Genomic DNA, 23,365 nt, shown 5'->3' with positions numbered 1-23,365 from the left:
TTCAACACCGCGATTAGCCAGCTGATGATCTTCAACAACGAAATGATGAAGATGGACAAGCGCTACCGCGAACCGTGCGAAACCTTCGTCAAGCTGTTGCACCCGTTTGCCCCGCACATCGCCGAAGAAATGTGGAGCATCCTCGGTCACAACGAATCGCTCACGAACGTCGCTTGGCCCGAAGCCGACCACTCCAAGGCCGTGGAAAACACCGTGGAAGTCGTGTTCCAGGTGAACGGCAAGGTCCGCGCCAAGGCAAGTGTTGCCAAGGACATGGACAAGGCCGCCCTCGAAAAGCTCGCCATGGATAATGACCGCGTCAAAGAGTTCATGAACGGTAAAACCGTCGTGAAATCCATTGTGGTCCCCGGCAAGCTCGTGAATATTGTGGTGAAGTGACACAATCTTTGATTGTGTCATCCTGAGTGGAGCCCGTAAGGGCGAAGTCGAAGGATCCTGACCCGAATGTCATCCTGGAGCGTCCGTGAGGACGCGATAGGATCCATAGAAATTCAGACCGTAGCAAAAACGCTGTGGTTTTTTTATATTTAAAGCATGTTTAAGGTAATCAAGGCATTTTGCCGTCTGCTTTCGAACTACGCTTCCCCCTTTGTCATCGCAAGCGCAGTAGTCGCATTCTTCGTTCCGGTCGCTTTCGGCTGGGTTCACGGGAATGTATCCTCCATCATTCTCGGCGTCATCATGTTGAGTATGGGCCTTACCATTTCGACAGACGATGTCCGCAATCTGCTAAAACAGCCGCTCCATATTTTGCTCGGTGCGGTTGCTCAGTACACGATCATGCCGTTTGTCGCTTTCGGGCTTTCGAAGGTGTTCGGGCTGGATCCGTATCTGGCTGTGGGTATCATTCTGGTAGGATGCTGCCCGGGCGGTGTCTCGAGTAACGTCATGAGTTTCTTGGCCCGCGGTGACGTGACCTATTCGGTGAGCATGACCATGGTGAGCACGCTTCTTGCGCCTATCATGACGCCGCTGCTTGTGCTGTGGCTGGCTGACACGAGCATTGACGTGAATGCGAAGGGAATGTTCCTGAATATTCTTTATGTGACGATTGCGCCGATTACCATCGGATTCCTTTGCAACTACTTCTTGGGCAAACACGCCGTATTTAAAGAAATCCAGGCTAACATGCCTGCAGTGAGCGTGATTGGATTGATGATGATTGTGGGTGGTGTAGTCGTGACGGTGCGCCCGCAATTGTTCGCAAATGGCCTCGGCCTGATTTTCCTGGTGCTCGCGGTGGTGTTTTGCCACAATGCGCTGGGCTATGTGCTCGGCTACAGCGTGGGTAAACTCTTCAAGTTCAATACCGCCAAGAAGCGTACCATCGCTATCGAAGTCGGCGTGCAGAATGCCGGCATGGCGACGGTGCTTGCCATGGCCTTCTTTGCGAATCCTGAAAATGTGGCGAAGAACCCTGCCGCGGTTCTTTGCATGGTGCCCTGCGCCTTGAGTTGTGCCTACCATTCCATCAGCGGAACGGTGCTGGCCAATATTTTTGCTTGGCGCGACAAGAAAAAGGCTCAGTAAAACAACATTTATCCGAAAAAATCATTTTCTCGGACAAAGTGAATATGAAAAAAGCCGCGACCTTTAAGTCGCGGCCTTTTAAATTTGGGGAGCGGTTGGCCCGCCCTTCAGCTTATTTCTGGTGAGCCTTGAACCAGCGGATAAGACCGTTGGTGGAGCTGTCGTGGTTCAGTTCGGCGTCGGCCTTGGCAAGTTCCGGAAGGATTTTCTTGGCGAGCTGCTTACCGAGTTCAACACCCCACTGGTCGTAGCTGTTGATGTTCCAAATCACGCCCTGCGTGAAGATCTTGTGTTCGTACATGGCGATGAGGGCGCCGAGCGTTTCCGGAGAAACGTAGTCCATCATGATGGAGTTGGTCGGCTTGTTGCCTTCGAACACCTTGTGCGGGGCGAGGAATGCGATTTCTTCTTCGCTCTTGCCGTCCTTGCGGAGCTCTTCCTGAGCCTGGGCGAGGGTCTTGCCGTTCATCAAGGCTTCGGGCTGTGCAAAGAAGTTGGAGAGCAGCTTCTGGTGATGGTCGCCGACCTTGTTGTGGCTGTTGGCCGGGGCGATGAAGTCGCAAGGAATCATCTTGGTGCCCTGGTGGATCAGCTGGTAGAAGGCGTGCTGGCCGTTGGTGCCCGGTTCGCCCCAAAGGATCGGACCCGTCTGGTAGTTCACGCGCTTGGAATCGCGGTCAACGGTCTTGCCGTTGGATTCCATGTCGGCCTGCTGGAAGTAGGCTGCCAGGCGGTGCAGGTACTGGTCGTACGGGAGCATGGCGTAGCTGGAAGCGCCAAAGAAGTTGTTGTACCACACGCCGATGAGGGCGAGGATAACCGGAAGGTTCTTGTCGACCGGGGCAGTCTTGAAATGCTGATCCATTTCGTAGGCGCCCTGGTGGAGCTTCATGTAGTTGTCGAAACCGATGCGGAGAGCAATGGAAAGACCGATGGCAGACCACAGGGAGTAACGGCCACCCACCCAGTTCCAGAATTCGAACATGTTAGCGGTGTCGATACCGAAGGCGGACACGGCTTCAGTGTTGGTGGAGAGAGCCACGAAGTGCTTGGCGATGGACTTTTCGTCGCCATTGAAAGCCTTGAGAACTGCAGCCTTGGCAGTTTCGGCGTTGGTCATGGTTTCAAGAGTGGTGAAGGTCTTGGAAGCGACGATGAAGAGCGTTTCTTCGATGTTCACCTTCTTGAGGGTTTCGGCCATGTGGGTGCCGTCGATGTTAGAAACGAAGTAGACTTCCGGAGAGTATTCGCCAGCAGCCGGCTTGTCGGCATACGGCTTCAAGGCTTCGGTCACCATCACGGGGCCCAGGTCGGAACCGCCGATACCGATGTTCACCACGTACTTGATGGACTTGCCGGTGTGGCCCTTCCACTTGCCGGTACGCACGAGCTTGGTGAATTCTTCCATGTGCTTGAGCACGGCGCGAACTTCGGGCATCACGTCCTTGCCGTCGACGCAAATCGGATCGTTACCCTTGTAGCGGAGAGCGGTGTGGAGCACGGCGCGCTTTTCGGTGGTGTTAATCTTTTCGCCGGCAAAGTACTTCTTGCGCATGTCTTCGAAACCGGCAGATTTCAGGAGGTCCTGGAGCTTGGCCATGGTTTCGTCCGTGATGATGTTCTTGGAGTAGTCCAGGAAGAGGCCGCAGGCTTCGGCGCTGAACTTTTCGGCACGAGCCGGGTCCTTTGCGAAGAGTTCCTTCATGTGCCAGGTCTTGGCGACTTCGGCGTGGGCCTCAAGGGCCTTCCATTCCTGAGAATCAGTCAGTTTCGACATAGATTAATCCTTTCCGCTGCGCGGTTATTTGTTGCGAGGGTAAAAATAGAAAAATTTTTATATACATTTAGTGACATGGATACATCAATTCTCGACAAAGCGATTGTTTTTGCGGTCAAGGCGCACCAGGGTGCAGAACGCAAGGGGAAGGGTTTCCCGTATATAGTTCACCCGATGGAGGCTGTCTCGATTGCGGCGACCATGACAAGCGACCAGGAACTTCTGGCCGCCGCTGCATTGCATGATACCGTAGAAGATACGGCGGTTACCCTCAAGGACGTGGAACGGGAATTCGGCAAGCGCATTGCGGAACTTGTCGAGGCCGAATCCGACATTGAATTTGAAGGCAAAAGCCGTCAGGAAAGTTGGCGCCTTCGCAAAGAAGAAGCGATTGAACGCTTGTCTTCGGCGACTAACGAAGTCAAAATCGTAGCGATTGCAGATAAATTAAGTAATATCCGCGCCATCTACCGCGATTACCAGGCGATTGGCGACAAGGTGTGGGACTTGTTCTGTGTCAAGGACAAGGCTTCGCACGAATGGCATTTCCGCGGGCTTGCCCGTGCACTCGCTAGCCTCAAGGGAACTTTCGCTTACGATGAATTTGCAGAAACTATCAACAAAGTCTTTGGAAAATAGACACGACATGGAACAGGTAATCAGCAAGGACTACGGCCTGCCCCCCAAGGAAACGCTTATCCTGGAGGAGTACCGCGAACAACACATCGTCTTCGAGAAGCTACTACGCATCGTCAAGCGAATTCTTCGCGAGAGCATCCAAGAAAACAAGATATACATCAACGCCATCGAAGGGCGCGTCAAGGCAGAAGACAGCCTTGCAGGAAAACTCGAACGTAAGTCGGGTAAGTACAATTCCCTTTCGGACTTAACGGATATTTTGGGTGTCCGCGTTATTACCTTCTATAGCGATGAAGTCGATAAAGTTGCCGCTCTCGTGAGTCGCCTTTTTGAAATTGACTGGGGCAATAGTATCGATAAACGTAAGATGCATGAAATTCACAGTTTCGGCTACAATTCTCTGCATTATATTTGTCGCTTGCCCAAAGAAAAGTATTTTGATCCTGAGTTTCCGCAAATGAACGAGATTCGTTTTGAGGTGCAGATGCGCACGGCCTTACAGCATGTGTGGTCGGTGCTGGATCACGATACGGGTTACAAGTCGGGTTTTGAAGTCCCCAAGGAATACTTGCGCAATTTGAACCGCCTCGCGGGAATGTTGGAACTAGTCGACGAACAGTTCTGCCTCATCCGTTCGGGAATCAACGATTACCGTCGTCAGGTCCAGTCCCTGGTAAGTTCGGGCAGTTTTGACGAAGTGGAACTGAATGGCGATTCCTTTGGCAACTACTTGGAACTTCGTCCTTTCGATTCGCTGAATAAGCGTATCGCCTCTATTAACCAGGCCGAAATCCACGAGACGTCGCTTTCGCGGTTCTTGGCGGTGTTCGTGTCGTTTGGATTTACGACTCTCGGCGACATTGACAGAATGATAAAAGGAAATATGGAAGATGCATACCAGTTAGCGGCATTCCAGCTGGCGGGTACTGATCTTGATATCATCAATTCTTCTCTCGGCGTAATCGCCCTTTGCTCCGTGTATGTGCTCAAGCAAGGTGGTGACGTGCTGGAACTGACTCGTTTCCTGGAGAATCTCAACGGAGAATCGGCCAGCAATAAGCATCGCGCCGAGGGTATTTTCCGTGTGGCGCAAAATTTGTCGTTTATGAAGAAATGATTATTCGACAATAGGAAATAGATTATAAATAGAAAACAGAAAGTCCCCGGCACGATTGTCGGGAACTTTCTGTATTTTTGAGGGATTAAAGATTATTCTTGCGGAGGCATCGGAGGCGGGTTGCCGTGTTCATGACCGCCATGGGGACCGCGGTGCGGTCCGTTCTTCATGCGCTCCCTAAAGTTTTTCATCTGTTCCTTGTGGAAGGCGTTGAACTTTTCAAGCTGTTCGGCGGTCAAGATTCCGGCAAGGGCCTGTATCCCGTTGACGCGGTGCTCAAGTAAAGCCTTGTCCGCTTCGAGAACCAGAGCCTTGGCGGCGTCGATGTTTACTTCATCTTTGCTTTCAAGGGCGGCGCCCAGGGCCTTTTCGGCTTCGTGCTTTTGCTTGCGGAGTTCCCTGAAAATGGAATCACCTTTAGCGCGGCTAGCTTCGATAGCAGCCTTCTGTTCCGGTGTCACCTGCAGTAAGGAATCCATGGCGGCCAAGTCCATCTTGCCCCTAAATTTCGGCCCCTTGTCAAAGTCGCCGTGCGGGCCTTTGTGACCATGCTTTGCGCAGTTCGGGCAATGGCAGGGCTGTCCGTTCTTTTCGCAGGCACAAGGCAAACCTTGCGAACATGCGCAAGGACCGCCCTTTTGACAACAGGTTGTGCTACTAGAGCAACAATTGAAATTGCAGAACCTTCCGGCGAAAAAGCCTAAGGCGAGAGTAAGCACTATAATACTTGCAATAAAGAGCTTGTTTCCGTTCATAAGGTTACTCCTTGGTTAAATAATTAAAGCCGACAGTTTCTTCCAGAGTTTCGAATTCGTCGCTGGTGGAATTTCCGAGGCTAGAATACCAGCTCAATACTTCGGACGGTGCGGAATTGTTGATCGAAACGTATTCGGTAGAAGCGGAATTTTCCTGTTCAATGTCGCTGGTGAAAGACGGCAAAATCGCAGTCAGGCTCACAAGCACAAAACTTGCGGCTAGCGGAATCGCGCTGTACCAAGTCTTGATTGCAATGATATTCTTTTTTGTGGGGGCATTCAAGGCTTCCACGTCCAGGCGGGCGCAGACTTTTGCCCAGGAATCTTCCCGGGGGGTAAGCCTTTCAAGCTTTGAAAAGTCAATTTTGTTAAGCATGTTTACGCTCCTTTAAATAGTCCCTTACAAAGTGTCTGGCTCGGCTGAGCCTTGCTTTAATGGTTCCTTCGGGCATCCCGTAGATTTCGGCGAGGTCCTTCACGTCCAAATCTTCGGCGTCCTTGAGCCAGAGCATACTGCGGGTTTCTGCCGGGAGTTCCGCTAGGCCCTTTTCTAGAAGTTCTGCGTCGAAGTGTTCGTTTTTGGCGTCGTCTTTTCCAAGTACCTCTTCTATAATGACATCAAGCTTTTCTTCTTCGAGTTCGCGGTGTCGCTTTTGGGCGCGCAGCTTCATGAGGCAGGCGTTTACCGTGAGCCTATAAAGCCATGTCCCGAGGGCCGATTCGCCTCGAAAGCCTTGGACGGCTTTGGGGGCTTGCACAAAGACATCCATCAGAATGTCTTCGGCCTCGTCGCGGTCCTTCATCATCCTAAAAGCCAAATTCAGCACGTTCGCGCTGTGGGCCTGCCAAAGCAGGCTTAACGCTTCGCGGCTGCCGCCTTTAAGGTGTTGAAGTATCACTTTTTCGTCCATTGTACCCTTTAGATGCACCTGAATGCCTGCTGGTTGCATGTTTTTCAGAAAAATAATTATAAAAATGTGCGTTTTCTTGCGTTTTTCTATATTTCCCGCAAATGTTTAAGATTTTGCTGGACAAGTTGAAGGAGGCGTTTGGCTCGGTTTTGCCGGTCACGCTGATTGTGCTTGCGGTGTCGTGCACGCCGCTGGTGTCATTGTCCTTTAAACAGCTTGTTGTTTTCTCTATTTGTGCGATTTTCTTGATTGTGGGCATCGGGCTTTTTAACCTGGGCGCCGACCTTGCCATGACCCCGATGGGCGAACATGTGGGTTCGGGCCTTGCCAAATCCAGGCGCCTGCAGTTGCTTGTTTCGGTGTGCTTTGTGATGGGTGTGCTCATTACGGTTGCAGAGCCTGACTTGTCGGTGCTTGCCGAGCAGGTGCGTGCGGCGGTGGAGCCTACTCTCTTGATCGCGACAATTGGTGTTGGCGTGGGTTGCTTCTTGGCGCTTTCGATTATCAAGATCGTGTTCAAGAAAGATCTTTCGACTATCATCATCTTTTTCTACCTCGTGTTGTTCATGCTTGGCATGGTCATGGTCACCTTTGGAAAAGATGTCTTTGTTCCGCTGGCTTTTGATTCGGGTGGCGTGACCACGGGCCCGATTACGGTTCCTTTTATCATGGCCCTCGGTGTGGGTGTGGCGGGAGCCATTGGCGGTAAAAACGCAAACGAAAACAGCTTCGGCCTGATTGCGCTTTGTTCGGTGGGCCCGATTATTGCGCTCATGGGGCTCGTGATTTTTTCGAAGGGAGATTTGACGTACCAGCTTTCGGAATCGGCGTATTCGATTGATGCAAGTCTCGGCATGAACTTCTTGCCGGTCATTTTGGGCGTTGCGAAAGAAGTGCTTGTGGCGCTTGGCTTGATTGTGATATTCTTTATGCTGCTCCAGATTACGGTGCTTCGCCTTTCTTGGTCCAAATTGACTCCGATGGCGTTCGGCATTGTGTACACGTTTGTGGGCCTGGTGGTGTTTTTGACTGCGGTGGCGGTCGGGTTCATGCCGATCGGTTTTGAACTGGGCAAGCAGCTGGGTGCCATGCCACGTGCGCTTGTGGTGGCAGGCTTTGTGCTTGGCTTGGTGGTGGTGCTTGCAGAACCGGCGGTGCACGTGCTGAACAAGCAGGTCGAAGAAGTAACGGGTGGCCTGGTGACCAAGCGCTCGATGCTGATTGCACTTTCGGTGGGCGTCGGTATTTCGATCGGTCTTTCCATGATCCGCATTATTGTCGGGTTCCCGATTATTTATTACCTGATTCCGGGTTACTTTATTTCGCTCGGGCTTTCGTTCTTTGTGCCTAAGCTTTATACCGCGATTGCGTTTGACTCGGGTGGCGTGGCGAGCGGTCCATTGACCTCTAGCTTTATTCTGCCCTTGGCGATTGGTGCATGCGCGGGCCTGCGTGACGGTGGCGATTCGATTTTGAATTATGCTTTCGGTATTGTCGCGATGGTCGCGATGACGCCCTTGATTACGATACAGGTGCTCGGTTTCAGGGCGACCGTTTCGACGGCGCTCCGTAACCGCATGATGATGCGTCGCATTCAAGATGCCGACGATGAACAGATTATTGACTTTATGTAGGGGACGCTGTGGAAATCGAAAAAAGAATTCGAAACAGAATCGTGCGTGGCACCCGGGCTAAAGTCTCAATGAACCGCCTCAAGATTTTGATTACGGTGGTGGGCCGTGCCAAGGCGGACTTTTACATGGACCACATCCAGTCTTTTGGCGTGAACATGCAGATGGTGTTGTTCGGGCAAGGGACAGCCCCGCGTGAAATTGCGACAGCCATGGGCCTTGCCGATTCGGACCGCGCTGTGATCATTAGCGTGATTGGCGAAAACCAGCTGCAGGCTGCTCTTGAAAGTCTGGCCGAAAAATTCAATACGATTGTGGGTGGCAAGGGCATTGCCTATACGATTCCGATGGCAAGCATTATCGGCAAGTCCATCTTTAACTTTTTAAGCGACAACCGCGATGCGGTACGGAGAAACGAAAAATGAGCGGATTCAATCACGAAGTCATCTTTTGTATTGTGAATACCGGATTCTCTGAAACCGTGATGGAAGCGGCGAAGGATGCCGGTGCCCGTGGCGGTACGATTCTGAATGCCCGCGGTACGGCGAACAAGGAAGCCGAGTCGTTTTTCCATATCGCGATTCAGCCTGAAAAAGAAATCGTCATGATTCTGGTCGACGCCAAGATCAAGGATGCCGTTTTGCATGCTCTTTACCAGAAGGCGGGACTTGACACCATGGGCCAGGGAATCGCGTTTTCGCTCCCGGTCGACAACGTGGTAGGCCTTACCCCGTGGAAGGCCGAAATCAAGGCTGCCGAGGTTGCTGCCGAAAAAGCGGCTGAAAAAGCCGAAGTCGCCGTCGAAAACGCTGAAAAACAGCAGTAGTTCCGAGTCGTTTTTTACAACTTAATAACTTTTTTTATTATTAGGGTATGAATATCCTAGTCTATTTCCTGTTTGCCCTGTCCGGGTTCGCGGGCCTCATTTACGAAGGCTCGTGGGCACGATACCTTAAACTCTTCTTGGGGCATTCTAGCTACGGCCAGGTGCTCACGCTCTGCATTTATATGGGCGGCCTTGCCATAGGCAGCTTTATTGCAGGCAAGATGGTCGAGAAAACCAAGCGCCCGCTCCTTGGGTATGGCTTGGTGGAACTGGCTATCGGTATTGGCGGTGTCGCATACCACCCGCTGTACATTTGGCTGACCGGGATATTCTACGATTCTGCGTGGACAGCCTCCCTTACGCCTCGTGGGGCTGAATTGGCGAAGGTCGCCCTTGCGACAGGTTCGACTCTCCCGATTGCGATTGCGGTGGGCATGACGTTCCCCTTCATTGCCGCGGGTCTTATGCGCAAGAGCGGTGCTGAAGTTTCGCTCCCGATGCTTTACTTTACGAATAGCCTGGGTTCTGCCATCGGTATCTTGGCGACCAGCTATCTCTTGATTCCAGAGATTGGTAACCATGCGACCTTGTGTGTGGCTGCATCCATCAACTTCTTGCTGGCGGCGGTGTTCAGCTTTATCGGTATTGCGACGTCTCCTGTGCCGGCCAAAGATGAAGACGCTCCCGAATTTCATGATGAAGATTACGTGGCCGAACATAAGTTGCCCATGCCACCTAAGAACACTTGGTTCTGGATTGCGGCAATTACGGGCCTTACCTCGTTTGTCTATGAAATTGTCTGGATTCGCTTGCTGTCGCTGTTGCTTGGGTCTTCGAGCCATAGCTTTGACCAGATGCTTTCGGCCTTTATCTTGGGCCTTGCGCTGGGTTCTGCGGTAAGTGGCAAGTTGCTTAAGAAAGACAGCCTGATTGTACTTTCGATGGCGCAGATCTTTATGGCGTTCTTTGCGCTATGCACGCTGTATTTCCACCAGCCCTTCTGGGGCATGATGAACGAGGCGAACCAGATTTTCAATCCGACGTCTGACGGTTACGTTTGCTGGAGCCTGTTCAAGTATGCGCTTTCGATGCTGTGGATGATTCCCACGAGTTTCTTTGCGGGGATGACGCTCCCGCTGATTACGTTGATTTTGACGCGCGCGTTCAAGAGCGAAGCCCCGATTGGCAAGGTCTACGGCTGGAATACGCTAGGCTCTATCGTGGGTTCTGCAGGCGGTGGCCTTGTACTGTTACCGCTCTTGCAACTCAAGGGCGCTCTTGTGACGGCAGCGTTGCTTGACTTTGCGATAGGTTTTGTGCTGCTGGTGATTTACCGCAAGCGCTTCCGTTACAGCGTGATGTTCTACATCATGGTGTGCGTGATGATCATGCCGGCTATCTTTATAAAGTTCGATCCGTCGCTCATTACTTCGGGCGTGTTCCGCAGCTACAAGAACATGCACCCTAACGAAAAGATCCAGGTGATTGACGGAAAGACGGCTACCATCAGTTTCCACGAATCGCCGGTGCATTACTATGTGAAGACGAACGGCAAGGCCGATGCGAGCATGAGCAAGAACCGCGAAGCTCCGATTTCAAGCGATGAACTTACGCAGGCGGCCACAGCCTTCATGCCGATGGCCGTAAAGACGGAACCCTACGACGCCGCCATGGTTGGCTTCGGTAGCGGCATGGGCGCACATTACTTGCTTGCAGACCCCTTGCTCAAGGACTTTGACTGCGTTGAAATTGAGCAGGCCATGATGGATTTGGCGAAGGGCTTTTATCCGTGGAATTACCGCGGCTACGATGACCCGCGCATTCACATTTTCATTGACGATGCGACGACGTTCTTCCATACGAACCGTCGCCAGTACGACATGATTATCAGCGTGCCCTCTAACCCGTGGGTGAGCGGTGTGGCAGGGCTTTTTGCTCACGAATTCTACGCCAAGATGCGACGTTATATGAAACCGGGTGCGCTTTGGGTGCAGTGGATTCAGACTTATGAATTTAACGACCTGATGTTCCTGAACATTTTAAAAGCACTTGATACGGTGTTCCCGTACGTTAGTTTGTATAAGTCTACCGACGAACCGGACATCATCATGATAGCGAGCGATGAACCGGTGATACAGAAAGGCATCGGGCGATTCTCCACGGATACGGCGCTGGTGGCAGAATTCAACCGCATTCATCGCGATCCGGAATTCTTTGGTGAAAGGAACTTCCTGTTCACGAACAAGATGCTTAAATCTCTGCTCGAAGGTGTGAAGCCGAACAGCCTGTTTATTCCGATGGTCGACAATAAGGCCGAAGAAGCCCGCTTCGTTCATTCTGAAGCGCACATCGTGGATGTTTTTGACAGCTGCGAAGTCTGCTGGCAACAGTACTTGGATCCCGAGGACTACAAGTTGCGTCGTGGCGCCCGCGTAAAGGCGATGCTCGAAGAGCCGAAGGATGAATTCAAGAAGACTGCCTTGCTTTCTTACATGCAAGAACTTGAAGCGGCTGCCGCAAAGGATTCATTCTCTCGCGTGCTGGTTAAGGTTGATACGATTCCTCAGGGTGACAGCGCTATCTTGGATAGCGTCGTGTCCGAAAATCCGCGCCTGGGTGAACTTGAATCGTCTGTGGGCTACCAGACGTTCCGCGAAAACTTTGTGGAATGGATTCGCAAGGTTCCGATTGAATGCCGCGATTCTGACGAGGTTTACATGAAGGCGATGGATCTTGTTTCCATGAATGCTTTCCCGCGGGCCTTCGCCGACGAATTCGGAATTCTCGAGGCTGCCCGTCAGGGTGTTTACAAGCAGGCTGCCCTTTTGATTGCGAACTTCTTTGACCGCTACGAGATGAACGACATGGGCGACATATTCCTGCGTAACTGCATCGTGCTTTCGCTCCTTGCGGGTGAACCGGAACTTGCCGATGCAATCTACAAGAATGTCATCCAGAAGAACGAAGACTTCTTCGCCGTCGAAAAGCGGCTCATCGAACGCGAAATCCAACAACTCAGAAGAAAACTCAACACCAAGAAATAAAAAAAGAGCCGCAAGGCTCCTTTTTTTAAACTTGTTGAACTTCATTAAAACATGAAGTTTATACCGAGAGTGGTATAGAACGTGTTGAGCGAAGAATCATAGAAGGCTTCTTCGGCAACGAGCGTCTTGTTCAGGAGGCTCGTGAAGCACTGTACCACGCGGATATCCACGCTGACCCAGCGGGTGAGCATGTAACCGATATCGAAGGCGCCGCCCACTTCCATACCGGAGGTAGCGACCGTATTGTCACGCTTGCCACCGCTGGTCTTGAATTCAGACGAACCGTTCAGTTTGAGGCCCATGTTGATACCCAGGCCCACGTAGAAGTCGTAATCTTCGAAGGTGTAGCGGAAGATGATCGGGATTTCGAACATGAAGAGATCGATGCTCGCTTCGTTGGTGTAGGCATCCATGTCCTGTTCGTAGGTGTAATGCCTATAGTTGAAGGTCAGTTCCGGCACGAGGCTCAGGTTCTTGACCATGAAGTTCATCTTGAGCAAGAGACCGCCACCGCCCTGGTAGCCGATCTTCCAACCGTCAGAGTTTTCGCCAAAGAAAGTGTTGATACCGCCCTGGGCGCGAATACCGAGTAAAACGGCACGCTGGAAACCTTCGTTACGCATGCGGTTGATTTCGGATTTCTTGGTCGTTTCGGCCTTGTAACGAGCATATGCGCTGGCGTATTCTTCGTCGTTCGCAAATTCGCTGTCGGTAGAGCCGTCGTACGACTGGTCGTCGCCAGAACTTTGGGCAGAGGGGGCTGTAGCCCAACCTTCATCATCATCATCTTGAGCCATGGCGGGCATCGAAAATGCCAAAGCCATGGCGAATGCAACACTCAATCTCTTAAAATCCATAGTCTAATTATAATAAAAGGGCACGTAAGGTCCGTCTATAAAATAAATTCTAGGACCTAAAATAGTGCCGAAATTTTTGTTTACTTATAAAGGGACGTAACGAAATGCCCCGGTTTTAGAGCAGGAACGTTGCGCCGAAGCCCACATGCATGGTGTAGAGCTTGGAATGCATCAGGGAGGATTCTGCGATCAGGTCAAGATCCAACAGGTTTGTAAAGTTTTGGATAACTCGGAGGTCCAAGACAAGCCAGCGGTTGATTGCGCAGCCTACGTCAAGAAGGGCGCCAACTTCCACGCCCACGGTCGGTATGGTGTTGGAACGGGTTTCCTTCATCCTGGTGCCGGCAAAGTTGATTGTCTGCTCGTTTTCGGAATCGCCGCTCATCTTTAGGCCGAGGTTGGCGCCTACGCCGATAAAGAATCCGTCTTCGTCGAAAACGAACTGGGCGATGACCGGGATTTCAAAAAGCATTTCATTGATAGTAGCGTCGTTCTTGCTGTAGGTCTTTTCGTCGCTGTCGGTGTCAATTTGCTTGTATTCGGATTTGCCTTCGTAGCCGTAATGGCGGAAGCTGAAGTTGAGTTCGGTAGATACGGCAAAGGAACGGGCGAGCGGAAGCTTGGCCATGATGCCTGCGCCGAGTTCGGGGCCGATGTTCCAGTCACTGGCCTTGCTGCCGAGGTTCTTGTTGATGCCGACCTGGGCGCGGACACCGAACTGCATGCCTTTGGAGAAGCCTTCTTTGCGGGCGCGGTAGTCGGCCGCGTTTTCTTCGATGTAGTGCGGAGTGACGTCGTCTTCTTCGTCGATGTTCGTGGTTGCAACTTCCGGAGCTTCGTCTTCTTCTTCGCTGTCGGTGTCGGTTGCGGTGGCGCTGGCTGTTGTGTTTGCGGTTGTGTCGGCTTGGGGTTCTTCTGTGGAGGTGGGCCAGGGCTCTTCTTCGGTAGTGGCGCCGTTGTCGCTGTAAGAATAGTTCGCGTTGTCTTCGTCTTCGTTCGGGGCGGCCTGATCGGCAGATACGTACCCGCATCCGTCGCCTACGCAGTTGGGGTCGGGAACCTCGCCGGAGCCTTCAAAATCACCTTGCGCAAAAGCGTTAGCGACTGCCAGGGATCCTGCGAGAATTGCAATAGCGAAGCGGTTAGACAGCGAAAATGTTTTCATGCTTTTAATTATACAAAAATTTTTTTTGAGAAAGCGTAAAACTTTTTATTTTTGGGAATGTATGCCGATTCTTTCTGCCCAAAACCTTCTTTTACGCATCGGGGCGAATGCGCCCTTGCTCGATAACGTGAGCTTTGACATCGAGGCCGGCGACCGGATTTGTCTGGTCGGCCGCAATGGTTGCGGCAAGAGTACTTTGTTGAAAGTGCTCTCGGGCGAGGCCGAGGTGCAGTCGGGCGATATCGTCAAGAAGTCCGGCCTCAAGATTTCGCGCATGATCCAGGAAATTCCCGCCCATATCGAGGGGACGGTCCGCGACGTGGTAATGCAGGGGGTGCTTGCCGATGGCACCCACGATACTCATGCCGAGGCGATTTTGGGCAAGACGGGGATAGACGCCGAGGCTTTGTACGATAGCCTGAGCGGAGGCCAAAAACGCCGGGTTCTTTTTGCCCAGGCGCTGGCCCAGGACCCGGACTTGTTGCTGCTAGACGAACCCACGAACCACTTGGACATTCCGGCTATCCAGTGGCTCGAAGGAATCGTGACCCGCCTGAATTGCGCCTTGCTTTTTGTAAGCCATGACCGCACTTTTGTGCGCCGTGTGGCTACCCGTATTTTCGACTTGGACCGCGGGCGTGTTCGCAGCTGGGACTTTCCGTATGACAAGTTTGTGCAGTTCCGCGACCAGGCTTTAGCCGAAGAAGACAAGGCGAATGCACTTTTCGACAAGCGCCTGGCCGAAGAAGAAGTCTGGATTCGCAAGGGAATCCAGGCGAGGCGGACCCGGAACGAGGGCCGCGTGCGCGCGCTCATCAAAATGCGCGAAGAACGTGCAGCGCGCCGCACCCGAACGGGCAACGTGAACATGCAGATTACCGAGGCGGACCGTTCGGGGCGCCTGGTGGCAAGACTCACCGACGTGAGTTATTCCTACGACGGAGCACCCCTCATTAGCAGTTTTTCGACGGAGGTTTCCCGCGGAGACCGCATTGGAATCGTGGGCCCGAATGGCTCGGGCAAGACGACGCTTTTACGCCTGATTTTGGGCGAACTCACTCCCGATACCGGCGAAGTACGCCTCGGCACGAACTTGCAAATAGCCTATTTCGACCAAATGCGTACCCGCCTCCGCGAAGACAAGTCGCTTGTAGAAAACATTGCCGATGGCCAGCAGTACGTGATGTTGAATGGCGCCAAACGCCATGTGTTAAGTTATCTGCAAGACTTCCTTTTCTCGGCAGATCGCGCCCGTGGCCCGATCAGTGCCCTGAGTGGCGGAGAACGTAACCGCCTGCTGCTCGCGTGCCTATTCAGTCACCCGAGTAATGTGCTCGTGCTTGACGAACCCACCAATGACTTGGATATGGAAACGCTCGACCTGCTTGCAGAACTCCTGGCCGACTACAAGGGAACCGTGCTTACCGTAAGCCACGACCGCGCCTTCCTGGATTCCGTTGCGACAAGCATCTTGGCGATCGAAGACGGCGGAAACGTTTTTGAATCGGTGGGCGGTTACAGCGACTACGAAGCCAAGAAAAAAGTCCGCGACAAGGAAGCCGCAAACGCAGCCCGTATCGCTGCCGAAAAAGAAGCTGAAAAGCAGGCGAGGGCCGCGCAGAATTCCGGTGCGGCGCTTCCTCAGAGTACCGGGGCTGCGGCCGCGAAAAAGAAAAAGCGCAGTTACAACGAAGAGCGCGAATACGCCGCTCTCCCCGAAAAAATCGAAAAATTGGAAAGCGAAATTGCCGAACGCCAGACGGAACTTTCCAAGCCCGAGGTGTTCACCAACGCGGCCCGTATTGTGGAACTCCAAAAGGAAATCGCGGACCGCGAAGCCGAGCTCGAAAAGGCTTACGAACGCTACGAAGAACTAGATTCGCTAGGTTGACGGGGGCCAGGGGCGGACTTGCGACCCTAGTCTGTTTCAAAAAGTTTACGTATGTGGACAAAAAAGCATTACAATCGCGCTATTCCAAGTTGCATTATATGCCTACAGAATATAGATTTGGAATGATGGTAATTTGGGAAATCATAAGAGGTCAAATATGATGAAAAAAATGATTTCGTGGATGGGCGTGATGGGCGCCTTGATAAGTTCTGCCTACGCAGCGTCGGCGACTGTTTGGTCCGCTGAAGATGGCAATGGTACGGTCCCTCCTGTAGGAGCCTGGTACAAATATCCGACTAAGACTACAAACGGGGCTACAGCCACGTTCGTGACGGATTCCGTACACGGTTACAAGACGTTAAAGGCTTCTGTCAGCGCAACGAACGAAAGCAGTGCTGCCGGCATGGGCTTTGCTTGGGCCAAGAACGAGGGCGAAATTTCGCTCGCTGCTTATAAAGGTGTTTGCCTGACCTATTCTGCAACGTCTCAGTTCAGGCTCGAATTCAAGCAGTCGACTATTTCTGACTATGACTATTACGGTGTTGTACTGAACAAGTCTACCGCCCAGAAGTCCGTCTTTATTGACTTTGCTGACTTGACACAGGAAGGTTGGGGCGATGCGGTTGATTTTGATTTGACTGCACAGCAGGCTCTCCAGTTCGCATACAAGCAGTCTCTCGCTGCAGAAACCGGTAACTCGACAACGAATACCATTGCTATTTCGGCAGTGTCCCTCGGTAACTCTTGCGGCGGTCACGCTCCTGAATTAATCGCCACGGAGACAGAAATGGACTTGAACGAAGGCGACACCTTGAAACTTGACCTCTCCAAGGTGTTTGCTGACGAAGATGAAGACATTGTTTCTTATTCCGTGTCGGTCGTTTCTGAAAAAACGGGCGCCGTTAAACTTGCCGATTCGCTTTACAATAAAACGGGTGTCGTGAACCTGGTTGCGGGAGCGAACCCCTCTGGTACAGCCTCTGTGACTGTTGTTGCTGTTGATGCAACTAAAAAGTCTGCCGGCTATGTACTGACCGTGACGCCGGTCGACCGCGAAAATCCGCCGGTTGCCGTGAACGACTCATACACGACTAAGGAAGAAACCAAACTTGTGAAGTCGACGCTTTCTACCGGAGTCATGCTTAATGACTATGACCCGGACGACGATGACTTTGTTCCGGTGCTTGTTTCTACTACATCGCATGGTGTGCTGGAATTCAACGAAAAAACGGGTGGGTTCACCTATGTCCCGGATAAGGACTTCTTTGGTGCAGATACCTTTACCTACCAGCTTGTCGAAATAAAGGAAACGGACCCCTTGACAAGTGCTGTTGGCGTGGCGGTTATTAATGTGACTAATGTGAATGACCCGCTCACCGTAGTCGTTGGTGATTCTACCATGACGCTCGGTGATGATACGTATAAACTTGGCGATACCCTTGTATTGACCGAAGATTTCGATCCGACAACGGTCGTTATCCCGGTTGCAAGTATTGCTTTTGTTGATCCCGACTTTGTGGGTGATGCCGAAGCGACAGTCAATGTGAAGACCAGTGGAGTAGTTAAGGCGACTTACCTCAGGAAGGGTTCGAACCATTTGATCGACTTGTTCCCGGTTGACAATGCGGAAGGCATTGCCAAGGTGACGATGTTTGCTGTCGACGGCAAGGATACGGCTTCGGTCTCGTTCTATGTGAAGGTGACTCCGGTGGCAGACCCGCCGATTGCTGTAGATGATGCCTATAATGTAAGTGCAGGTGCCGTGGCAAAGATTTCTGCTGCCGAAGGCGTTCTCAAGAACGACAAGAACCCCGATAACGCGAAGTCCAAGCTTACGGCTGTCCTGAAGGACAATGCGGGTGCTGGCAAGGTTACGCTTGCGGCAGACGGTTCGTTTACTTACGAATCGGTTGACGCTGCCGAAGAAGACATGTTTACGTATGTCACTGTCAATGCAGAAGGCGATACCTCTGAATTGGCTGCAGTGATTCTCACGATTGTACAGCCGCCTGTATTTATCGAAGATTCGCTGCCGTCGATTACCAAGCGTTTTGCAAACCTGAAGGAAGAATTCTCGACCAGACAGATTCGAATTCTCGATCTGCAGGACTGGTTCACGGATGAAAAGGATAAGGGCAAGCTGACCTTTGCGGTTCGTTCCGAAGATAGCCTGCTGAACCCGGTGATGAATACGACGACAAAGTACTTTGTGCTGGGTTCCGTGAAGAACGCCTGTGGTGAAACGAACTTTATCTTGACGGCCAAGAACTCTCGCGGCGGATCCGTTGACGTTGCTATTCCGGTTTCGATCGAATGCGTGAATGACAAGCCTTTGCTTGACAAACTGCTGGATACCTTGTACATTGGCGCTGGCGTCTGGAAAGATACAATCGACTTGAATGACTTCGTGACTGATCCGGATGGTGATACCTTGGTCTTCACGATTACGGAATCCAAGACTCTGGCGGAAAACCTGACCTGGGAACAGAAAGACAATCTCTTCATCGCCGAAAGCAAGGATAGCCTTGCCAAGGGTACGGTAATCAGGTTCGACGTGAAGGCTGCTGATTCTACCACTTATGTGAAGTACACGCTGGTGCTGATTGCCGACGATGCTCCGAAGGCCTCTATCAAGCCGGCGATTGCCGCTGCCCCGAAGATGAACTGGCAGAGCGCAATCCTTGCAAACCGCGGTGCCGTGGCGCTGTTCGATATGCAGGGCCGCGTAATGTGGTCGCACAAGCTCCCGGTGAGCGAAGCCGATGTGCGTAATGCAGCCGCTCAGGTGCAGGGCAGAAAGATACTGCAAGTGAACAAGCAGACTTGGACGATTAAATAGTTCAGATTTCAGAAGTCAGAATTCAGAATTAAAAATTCAGGATTAACAAAGAATGCTCCGCTAAAGCGGAGCATTTAATTGTATAAATATTGAAAATTCAGTTCGGAAATCAAATCTGAATTCCGAACTCTGAATTCCTAACTTATTTCACCAGCGCTTCGGTGTCGAGGGCGATGAGAAGTTCCTCGTTCGTCGCAACAACCATCGCGGTGGGGGTGCCGTCCTTGCTAATGATGTGGCCGGATTCCTTGCCGTTCTTTTCGTTGCGGGCTTCGTCGATCTGGTAGCCGAGAATCTTGAGGTTGTCCATGGCCATCTTGCGGACGAGCTTGCTGTTCTCGCCGATACCGCCGGTGAACACCAGCGCGTCGATGCGCGGGAGAGCCATGGCGATGCCGCCGATTTCGCGGGTGAGCCTGTAGGCGAAGGTTTCGAGGGCGATCTGTGCACCCACGTGGCCTTCGCTTGCGGCCTGCGTCAGGGTGCGCATGTCGTTAGAGAGTCCGGAGAGGCCGAGCAGGCCCGATTCCTTGTTCACGAGCTTGTCGAGACGGTCGATATCGTAACCGTACTTCTTGCTGATGAAGAAGAGGATGGCCGGGTCAAGGGAGCCGGAGCGGGTGCCCATGATGAGGCCCTCGAGCGGGGTGAAGCCCATGGTGGTGTCAACGCACTGGCCGTTCAAAATGGCGGAGCAGCTGGAACCGTTACCGAGGTGGGCGGTAATGAAGCAGCAGTCTTCCGGCTTTTTGCCGAGAATCTTGGCGGCTTCGCCGGTCACGAAGCGGTGGCTCGTGCCATGGGCGCCGTAGCGGCGGATTTTGTCTTCTTCGTAGAACTTGTAGGGGATGCCGTAGAGGTAGGCCTTGCGGGGCATAGTCTGGTGGAAGGCGGTGTCGAACACGGCGACTTGCGGGAGGCCCGGGAAGAACTTGGTGGCGCATTCCATACCGGTGGCGTGTGCGGGTTCGTGCAGCGGGGCGAATAGCGTGATGCTGCGGATGTAGTCGATGACTTCCTGCGTCACCTTCTCGCTCTTGACGTACTTGCCGCCGTGCACCACGCGGTGGCCGATGGCTTCGATGGTGTCGGTGAGCTTCTGTTCGGCGAGGAACTTCTGTACCTCGGCGACGGCTTCGGCGTGCGTGGGGCAGTCGAAATTGAAGTCGATGTTGCCGACCGGGCCCTTGGCCTTGACGTGGCCGTTCACGCCGATATTTTCGACGAGGCCGCTGGAGATGGATTCTTTGGTCTGGGTGTCGATAACGGCGAACTTGACCGAGGAGCTGCCGCAATTAAGAACGAGTACGCGCATATTAAAAACCTTGGTAATTGATTATGGGTGAAATTATAGCATTTTAGGGGGCCGCTGGCTTTGGGGGCGGGAAAAATGGCCGTTTTGGGCCGACTTTGAAAAATTGCCTAAAATAGGTTGCCTATTTTAGGCAATTTTTGTATATTAGTATAGAGAGGTCTTTATGCAAGAAAATCCGTTCATTGTCAAAGGGTATAAATCGCCGGCCTATTTCTGCGACAGAGATGACGAAACTGCCGCTATTATATTGAATATTCAGAACGGTGCCGATACGACACTGGTCTCTCCGCGTAAGTACGGAAAGACGGGATTGATTTTGCATACCTTTGCCGAAATGAAGCGTCGGCGCCTGAATTACGAAACTCTCTATGTTGACATATTCGCGACGTTGACCTTGGAAGATTTTACCAAGACCCTGGCAGAAGCCATCCTGATCAAGTTTCCTGAAAAGACATCTATTGGCAAAGGGTTCGTAACTTTTTTGAAGACGCTTCGCCCCACGCTTACTTATGATTCCATTTCGGGTTCGCCGCAGTTGCAGTTTAACTACGGAACCGTTTCGGAAAAGGAATGGACTCTCAAAAGTCTGCTTGAATTTTTGAATACCCGCGAAAAGCCGGTTGTGTTGGCGTTTGACGAATTCCAACAAATTACGGAGTATCCCGAAAAGACAGCCGAAGCCTTGCTTAGAACTTATACGCAGTCTATGCAAAACATTCGTTTTATATTCTGTGGCAGTAAGAAGAAGTTGATGGCCGAAATGTTTACAAGTGCGGGTCGTCCGTTCTTTTCTAGCACCAAACTGCTGACACTTGGAAAAATCGATTCCGATAAGTATGCTGAATTTATTCGGGGCCATTTTTCCGAGGTGGGAAGAACGATTGATGCCGGTGCTGTTGATTGGATTTTGGAGTGGACGCGTCGCCACACATTTTATACCCAGACCCTTTGCAACGAAGTGTTTGCTGTCGGTGGCAACGTGACTATTGATGTGGTGAAAAATGCCGCAAACAGGATTCTAGAAAGAGAATCCGATTACTTTTTGCAGTACCGAGAACTCCTTACTCGTCAGCAATGGTTGCTTTTGGTGGCCGTTGCAAAAGAAGGTAGCGTGAGTAAGCTGACATCAACCGTGTTTTTGAAGAAATACAATATTGGTAGCTCCACGAACGCTCGCCGTGCGGCAGAATCCTTGCAAGAAAAGGAATTGCTGTTGACGCTTGAATCCAAAGAAAAACAGGAATACCAAGTTTATGATGTATTCCTGTCTCGCTGGCTGGAACGGGAGTTTTAGATGAAAAAATTGACGTTTTTATTAAGTCTTTTCATCTGTTTGGTTGCTTGTGGTGATGAAAGTAGTAGCGGTCCAGAGTACGTTTGGGTAGACCCAAGTACTGTTGTTCACGGGACTATGATAGATTCCCGAGATGGAAAAACCTACAAGACGGTAACCATTGGCGAGCAAACATGGATGGCTGAAAATTTGAATTCCAGTGAACAGAATATTTATCACGCATTCGCATTGGAACTAGATTATCGTGTACTTGAACCCGCTGCAAGCGATGATGCATTGATAAGTGGTAACCATAAAACATGGGCTTATTCTGTGCGGTGCGTTAAAGATTAGGCGTGAGAATTTCGCTCTGGAATTTATCAAAGGCTTGGCCTGGCTCTGCCTCATTTACTAAATTCACTTCCGATGTTCAAGAAAATTGCTGAATTTGATAATCGCGTGTCGGTGTATTGGACGAACCGGCATTTTTCCGAGAAGACGACGAAGTTTCTCAAGTTTTATGTGCGTCTGGGAGACGGCTACATTTGGGGTGTTTTTGCACTGGTTCTTTTTTTGCATATTGGCTGGTCTGCGTTCTGGCCGATTTTGGCGCAGGCTTTGGTAGCGGTGGGAGTGGCGCTCGCCTTGTACGAGGGCGTTAAACTTTCTACCAAGCGGCCGAGGCCATTTGCGGTGAATCCGCAAATCAAGGCGGAAGTTCCGCCTCTCGACAAGTACAGCTTTCCGTCTGGCCATACGATGAACAACTTGGCGGTGGCCTCGGCGGTATTTTATGCGGTGCCGCAGTACGGCTGGATCATGATGCTCTTGCCGCTCACATGGGGGCTTTTACGCGTGTATTTTGGCGTGCATTGGCTCACGGATATTATTTGCGGTTTCTTGCTGGGTGTTTTAAGTTTTGCAATTGCGCATGCCATTTGGATTCCGGTTTCGGGGATGATTGCTTAGAATAGGAGATCCCGGCTCAAGGCCGGGAAGACAAATAAGGCTTATATGTTCATTCCCGCGTCAACCTTCTTCAATTCGCTTGCATCTGACGAACGCGTATTCCTTTTGATTCGTCACGGGGAACGCAGGCATATAACTCCTGAGGATCCTGACTTTGGTGCGCATGTGGGCCTTACGGAGCGTGGGCGCGAGCAGGCCCTGTCGCTTGGCAAGTGCATTCCTGCCGAAGGCGATATGAGTTTCTTTTCGAGTCCGGTAGGCCGTTGCGTTGAAACGGCTTTGAATATTGGCCTTGGACGCGGCATCCAAAATCCGTCGATACAAAAGATGGATTGCCTCGCAGAATACTTTGTTCAAGATTACGACGAATACACCAAGGTCTTACGCGCCGGTTTTTACGAAGGCATTTGCGAATGGCTGAAGAATGAGGCTGCAGGTAAGCCACGCGGCGATAAAGAAGCGTTTGCGCCGCTGCCTGCACGTTCCGAAGAAATGCTTTCGATGATGCTTGAAAAGGGTGGCGCCCGTTTCAACATTTTTGCGACGCACGATGCTTGGGTTGTTCCGTGTCTCACGCACTTTTGCAAGATGACCTTTACGCCGCAACGCTGGATGAATTATCTGACGGGAATGGCCGTGGTTACCGATGCGCAGAAGAATGTGAAGCGGATTGAGCCCGTGACAGGCCTAGATACCGGCTGGTTATCGTTTTAAACTATAACAAACCAAAGAAAAATAGTATAACTGGATAGCCCGTTTTCAGTTGACAGCGTTATTGTTTTTGTCTATATTATCCCTACGAAAA

Annotated in this window: 21 protein-coding genes; 14 read left to right on the top strand and 7 right to left on the bottom strand. The window is 51.6% G+C overall.

What is annotated here, in order from left to right:
- A partial coding sequence (locus BUC02_RS09275; protein WP_139261089.1) for a class I tRNA ligase family protein occupies nucleotides 1–399 on the top strand: 399 nt, incomplete at its 5' end.
- Between the two features lie 156 nt (nucleotides 400–555).
- Nucleotides 556–1,551 carry a bile acid:sodium symporter family protein gene (locus BUC02_RS09270; protein WP_073321733.1) on the top strand — a complete coding sequence of 332 codons (996 nt, stop codon included), beginning with the start codon at nucleotides 556–558 and terminating at the stop codon, nucleotides 1,549–1,551.
- 112 nt (nucleotides 1,552–1,663) lie between these two features.
- On the opposite strand, the gene pgi is transcribed toward BUC02_RS09270, so the two are convergent.
- Nucleotides 1,664–3,328, bottom strand: a complete 1,665-nt coding sequence (gene pgi, locus BUC02_RS09265) for a glucose-6-phosphate isomerase (RefSeq protein WP_073321730.1) — start codon at nucleotides 3,326–3,328, stop codon at nucleotides 1,664–1,666.
- A gap of 75 nt (nucleotides 3,329–3,403) precedes the next feature.
- On the opposite strand from pgi, the gene BUC02_RS09260 reads away from it, so the two are divergent.
- On the top strand, nucleotides 3,404–3,967 hold the full coding sequence (locus tag BUC02_RS09260) for an HD domain-containing protein (RefSeq protein ID WP_073321727.1): 564 nt from the start codon (nucleotides 3,404–3,406) through the stop codon (nucleotides 3,965–3,967).
- A gap of 7 nt (nucleotides 3,968–3,974) precedes the next feature.
- Nucleotides 3,975–5,084 (top strand): GTP pyrophosphokinase, encoded by a 1,110-nt coding sequence (locus tag BUC02_RS09255; RefSeq protein WP_073321724.1) that lies wholly within the window; start codon nucleotides 3,975–3,977, stop codon nucleotides 5,082–5,084.
- A gap of 92 nt (nucleotides 5,085–5,176) precedes the next feature.
- Here BUC02_RS09255 and BUC02_RS09250 read toward each other — a convergent pair whose 3' ends face one another.
- The 3 genes from BUC02_RS09250 to BUC02_RS09240 are packed head-to-tail and all read right to left on the bottom strand — an operon-like array spanning nucleotide 5,177 to nucleotide 6,738.
- On the bottom strand, nucleotides 5,177–5,839 hold the full coding sequence (locus BUC02_RS09250) for a Spy/CpxP family protein refolding chaperone (RefSeq protein ID WP_175549829.1): 663 nt from the start codon (nucleotides 5,837–5,839) through the stop codon (nucleotides 5,177–5,179).
- Between the two features lie 4 nt (nucleotides 5,840–5,843).
- Nucleotides 5,844–6,215 (bottom strand): hypothetical protein, encoded by a 372-nt coding sequence (locus tag BUC02_RS09245; RefSeq protein ID WP_073321718.1) that lies wholly within the window; start codon nucleotides 6,213–6,215, stop codon nucleotides 5,844–5,846.
- On the bottom strand, nucleotides 6,208–6,738 hold the full coding sequence (locus tag BUC02_RS09240) for an RNA polymerase sigma factor (RefSeq protein WP_254794172.1): 531 nt from the start codon (nucleotides 6,736–6,738) through the stop codon (nucleotides 6,208–6,210). Before BUC02_RS09240 ends, BUC02_RS09245 begins: the two co-directional genes overlap by 8 nt.
- Before the next feature lie 113 nt (nucleotides 6,739–6,851).
- Here BUC02_RS09240 and BUC02_RS09235 point away from each other — a divergent pair, with 113 nt between their 5' ends.
- The 4 genes from BUC02_RS09235 (at nucleotide 6,852) to BUC02_RS09220 (ending at nucleotide 12,251) form a co-directional block, all read left to right on the top strand.
- The gene (locus tag BUC02_RS09235) at nucleotides 6,852–8,384 is read left to right on the top strand and encodes a DUF1538 domain-containing protein (RefSeq protein WP_073321712.1); all 1,533 of its coding nucleotides are present in this window, start codon (nucleotides 6,852–6,854) and stop codon (nucleotides 8,382–8,384) included.
- A gap of 68 nt (nucleotides 8,385–8,452) precedes the next feature.
- Nucleotides 8,453–8,806, top strand: coding sequence for a hypothetical protein (locus tag BUC02_RS09230; RefSeq protein ID WP_073321709.1), 354 nt, complete (start codon nucleotides 8,453–8,455; stop codon nucleotides 8,804–8,806).
- Nucleotides 8,803–9,207, top strand: coding sequence for a P-II family nitrogen regulator (locus BUC02_RS09225; protein ID WP_175549828.1), 405 nt, complete (start codon nucleotides 8,803–8,805; stop codon nucleotides 9,205–9,207). Before BUC02_RS09230 ends, BUC02_RS09225 begins: the two co-directional genes overlap by 4 nt.
- Before the next feature lie 47 nt (nucleotides 9,208–9,254).
- Entirely contained in the window at nucleotides 9,255–12,251 is a 2,997-nt protein-coding gene (locus BUC02_RS09220; protein ID WP_073321706.1) for a spermine/spermidine synthase domain-containing protein, read from the top strand.
- 44 nt (nucleotides 12,252–12,295) lie between these two features.
- Here the strand turns inward: BUC02_RS09220 and BUC02_RS09215 are convergent, their stop codons facing one another.
- Together BUC02_RS09215 and BUC02_RS09210 are read right to left on the bottom strand one after the other, a co-directional pair.
- Complete coding sequence (locus tag BUC02_RS09215; protein ID WP_139261088.1) at nucleotides 12,296–13,108, bottom strand: outer membrane beta-barrel protein; 813 nt, start codon at nucleotides 13,106–13,108, stop codon at nucleotides 12,296–12,298.
- Between the two features lie 115 nt (nucleotides 13,109–13,223).
- Nucleotides 13,224–14,273, bottom strand: coding sequence for an outer membrane beta-barrel protein (locus BUC02_RS09210; RefSeq protein WP_073321700.1), 1,050 nt, complete (start codon nucleotides 14,271–14,273; stop codon nucleotides 13,224–13,226).
- A gap of 61 nt (nucleotides 14,274–14,334) precedes the next feature.
- On the opposite strand from BUC02_RS09210, the gene BUC02_RS09205 reads away from it, so the two are divergent.
- A complete protein-coding gene (locus BUC02_RS09205) occupies nucleotides 14,335–16,164 on the top strand; it encodes an ATP-binding cassette domain-containing protein (RefSeq protein WP_073321696.1) in 1,830 nt (609 codons plus the stop codon).
- Between the two features lie 157 nt (nucleotides 16,165–16,321).
- Complete coding sequence (locus tag BUC02_RS09200) at nucleotides 16,322–19,003, top strand: Ig-like domain-containing protein (protein WP_139261087.1); 2,682 nt, start codon at nucleotides 16,322–16,324, stop codon at nucleotides 19,001–19,003.
- Nucleotides 19,004–19,145: 142 nt separating this feature from the next.
- Here BUC02_RS09200 and BUC02_RS09195 read toward each other — a convergent pair whose 3' ends face one another.
- Entirely contained in the window at nucleotides 19,146–20,318 is a 1,173-nt protein-coding gene (locus tag BUC02_RS09195) for an acetate/propionate family kinase (protein ID WP_073321691.1), read from the bottom strand.
- Between the two features lie 163 nt (nucleotides 20,319–20,481).
- Here BUC02_RS09195 and BUC02_RS09190 point away from each other — a divergent pair, with 163 nt between their 5' ends.
- The 4 genes from BUC02_RS09190 to BUC02_RS09175 all read left to right on the top strand — a co-directional run bounded on the left by BUC02_RS09190 (nucleotide 20,482) and on the right by BUC02_RS09175 (nucleotide 23,274).
- Nucleotides 20,482–21,612 (top strand): AAA family ATPase, encoded by a 1,131-nt coding sequence (locus BUC02_RS09190; RefSeq protein WP_072800073.1) that lies wholly within the window; start codon nucleotides 20,482–20,484, stop codon nucleotides 21,610–21,612.
- Nucleotides 21,613–21,945 (top strand): FISUMP domain-containing protein, encoded by a 333-nt coding sequence (locus BUC02_RS09185; protein WP_073321688.1) that lies wholly within the window; start codon nucleotides 21,613–21,615, stop codon nucleotides 21,943–21,945.
- 72 nt (nucleotides 21,946–22,017) lie between these two features.
- Nucleotides 22,018–22,560 (top strand): phosphatase PAP2 family protein, encoded by a 543-nt coding sequence (locus BUC02_RS09180; RefSeq protein ID WP_073321684.1) that lies wholly within the window; start codon nucleotides 22,018–22,020, stop codon nucleotides 22,558–22,560.
- Between the two features lie 45 nt (nucleotides 22,561–22,605).
- Nucleotides 22,606–23,274 (top strand): histidine phosphatase family protein, encoded by a 669-nt coding sequence (locus BUC02_RS09175; protein ID WP_073321681.1) that lies wholly within the window; start codon nucleotides 22,606–22,608, stop codon nucleotides 23,272–23,274.
- Nucleotides 23,275–23,365: the final 91 nt, after the last annotated feature.

The organism is Fibrobacter sp. UWOV1 (genome assembly GCF_900142495.1).
Classification (GTDB): domain Bacteria; phylum Fibrobacterota; class Fibrobacteria; order Fibrobacterales; family Fibrobacteraceae; genus Fibrobacter.
The sequence above is the reverse complement of the archived record's forward strand: the minus strand, read 5'-3'. Positions and strand labels throughout refer to the sequence as shown.

Bases quoted from the DNA above. Each gene is read 5' to 3' on its own strand.
- BUC02_RS09270 (WP_073321733.1), top strand. From the start codon at position 556: ATGTTTAAGGTAATCAAGGCATTTTGCCGTCTGCTTTCGAACTACGCT.
- pgi (WP_073321730.1), bottom strand. From the start codon at position 3,328: ATGTCGAAACTGACTGATTCTCAGGAATGGAAGGCCCTTGAGGCCCAC.
- BUC02_RS09260 (WP_073321727.1), top strand. From the start codon at position 3,404: ATGGATACATCAATTCTCGACAAAGCGATTGTTTTTGCGGTCAAGGCG.
- BUC02_RS09255 (WP_073321724.1), top strand. From the start codon at position 3,975: ATGGAACAGGTAATCAGCAAGGACTACGGCCTGCCCCCCAAGGAAACG.
- BUC02_RS09250 (WP_175549829.1), bottom strand. From the start codon at position 5,839: ATGAACGGAAACAAGCTCTTTATTGCAAGTATTATAGTGCTTACTCTC.
- BUC02_RS09245 (WP_073321718.1), bottom strand. From the start codon at position 6,215: ATGCTTAACAAAATTGACTTTTCAAAGCTTGAAAGGCTTACCCCCCGG.
- BUC02_RS09235 (WP_073321712.1), top strand. From the start codon at position 6,852: ATGTTTAAGATTTTGCTGGACAAGTTGAAGGAGGCGTTTGGCTCGGTT.
- BUC02_RS09230 (WP_073321709.1), top strand. From the start codon at position 8,453: ATGAACCGCCTCAAGATTTTGATTACGGTGGTGGGCCGTGCCAAGGCG.
- BUC02_RS09225 (WP_175549828.1), top strand. From the start codon at position 8,803: ATGAGCGGATTCAATCACGAAGTCATCTTTTGTATTGTGAATACCGGA.
- BUC02_RS09220 (WP_073321706.1), top strand. From the start codon at position 9,255: ATGAATATCCTAGTCTATTTCCTGTTTGCCCTGTCCGGGTTCGCGGGC.
- BUC02_RS09215 (WP_139261088.1), bottom strand. From the start codon at position 13,108: ATGGATTTTAAGAGATTGAGTGTTGCATTCGCCATGGCTTTGGCATTT.
- BUC02_RS09210 (WP_073321700.1), bottom strand. From the start codon at position 14,273: ATGAAAACATTTTCGCTGTCTAACCGCTTCGCTATTGCAATTCTCGCA.
- BUC02_RS09205 (WP_073321696.1), top strand. From the start codon at position 14,335: ATGCCGATTCTTTCTGCCCAAAACCTTCTTTTACGCATCGGGGCGAAT.
- BUC02_RS09200 (WP_139261087.1), top strand. From the start codon at position 16,322: ATGATGAAAAAAATGATTTCGTGGATGGGCGTGATGGGCGCCTTGATA.
- BUC02_RS09195 (WP_073321691.1), bottom strand. From the start codon at position 20,318: ATGCGCGTACTCGTTCTTAATTGCGGCAGCTCCTCGGTCAAGTTCGCC.
- BUC02_RS09190 (WP_072800073.1), top strand. From the start codon at position 20,482: ATGCAAGAAAATCCGTTCATTGTCAAAGGGTATAAATCGCCGGCCTAT.
- BUC02_RS09185 (WP_073321688.1), top strand. From the start codon at position 21,613: ATGAAAAAATTGACGTTTTTATTAAGTCTTTTCATCTGTTTGGTTGCT.
- BUC02_RS09180 (WP_073321684.1), top strand. From the start codon at position 22,018: ATGTTCAAGAAAATTGCTGAATTTGATAATCGCGTGTCGGTGTATTGG.
- BUC02_RS09175 (WP_073321681.1), top strand. From the start codon at position 22,606: ATGTTCATTCCCGCGTCAACCTTCTTCAATTCGCTTGCATCTGACGAA.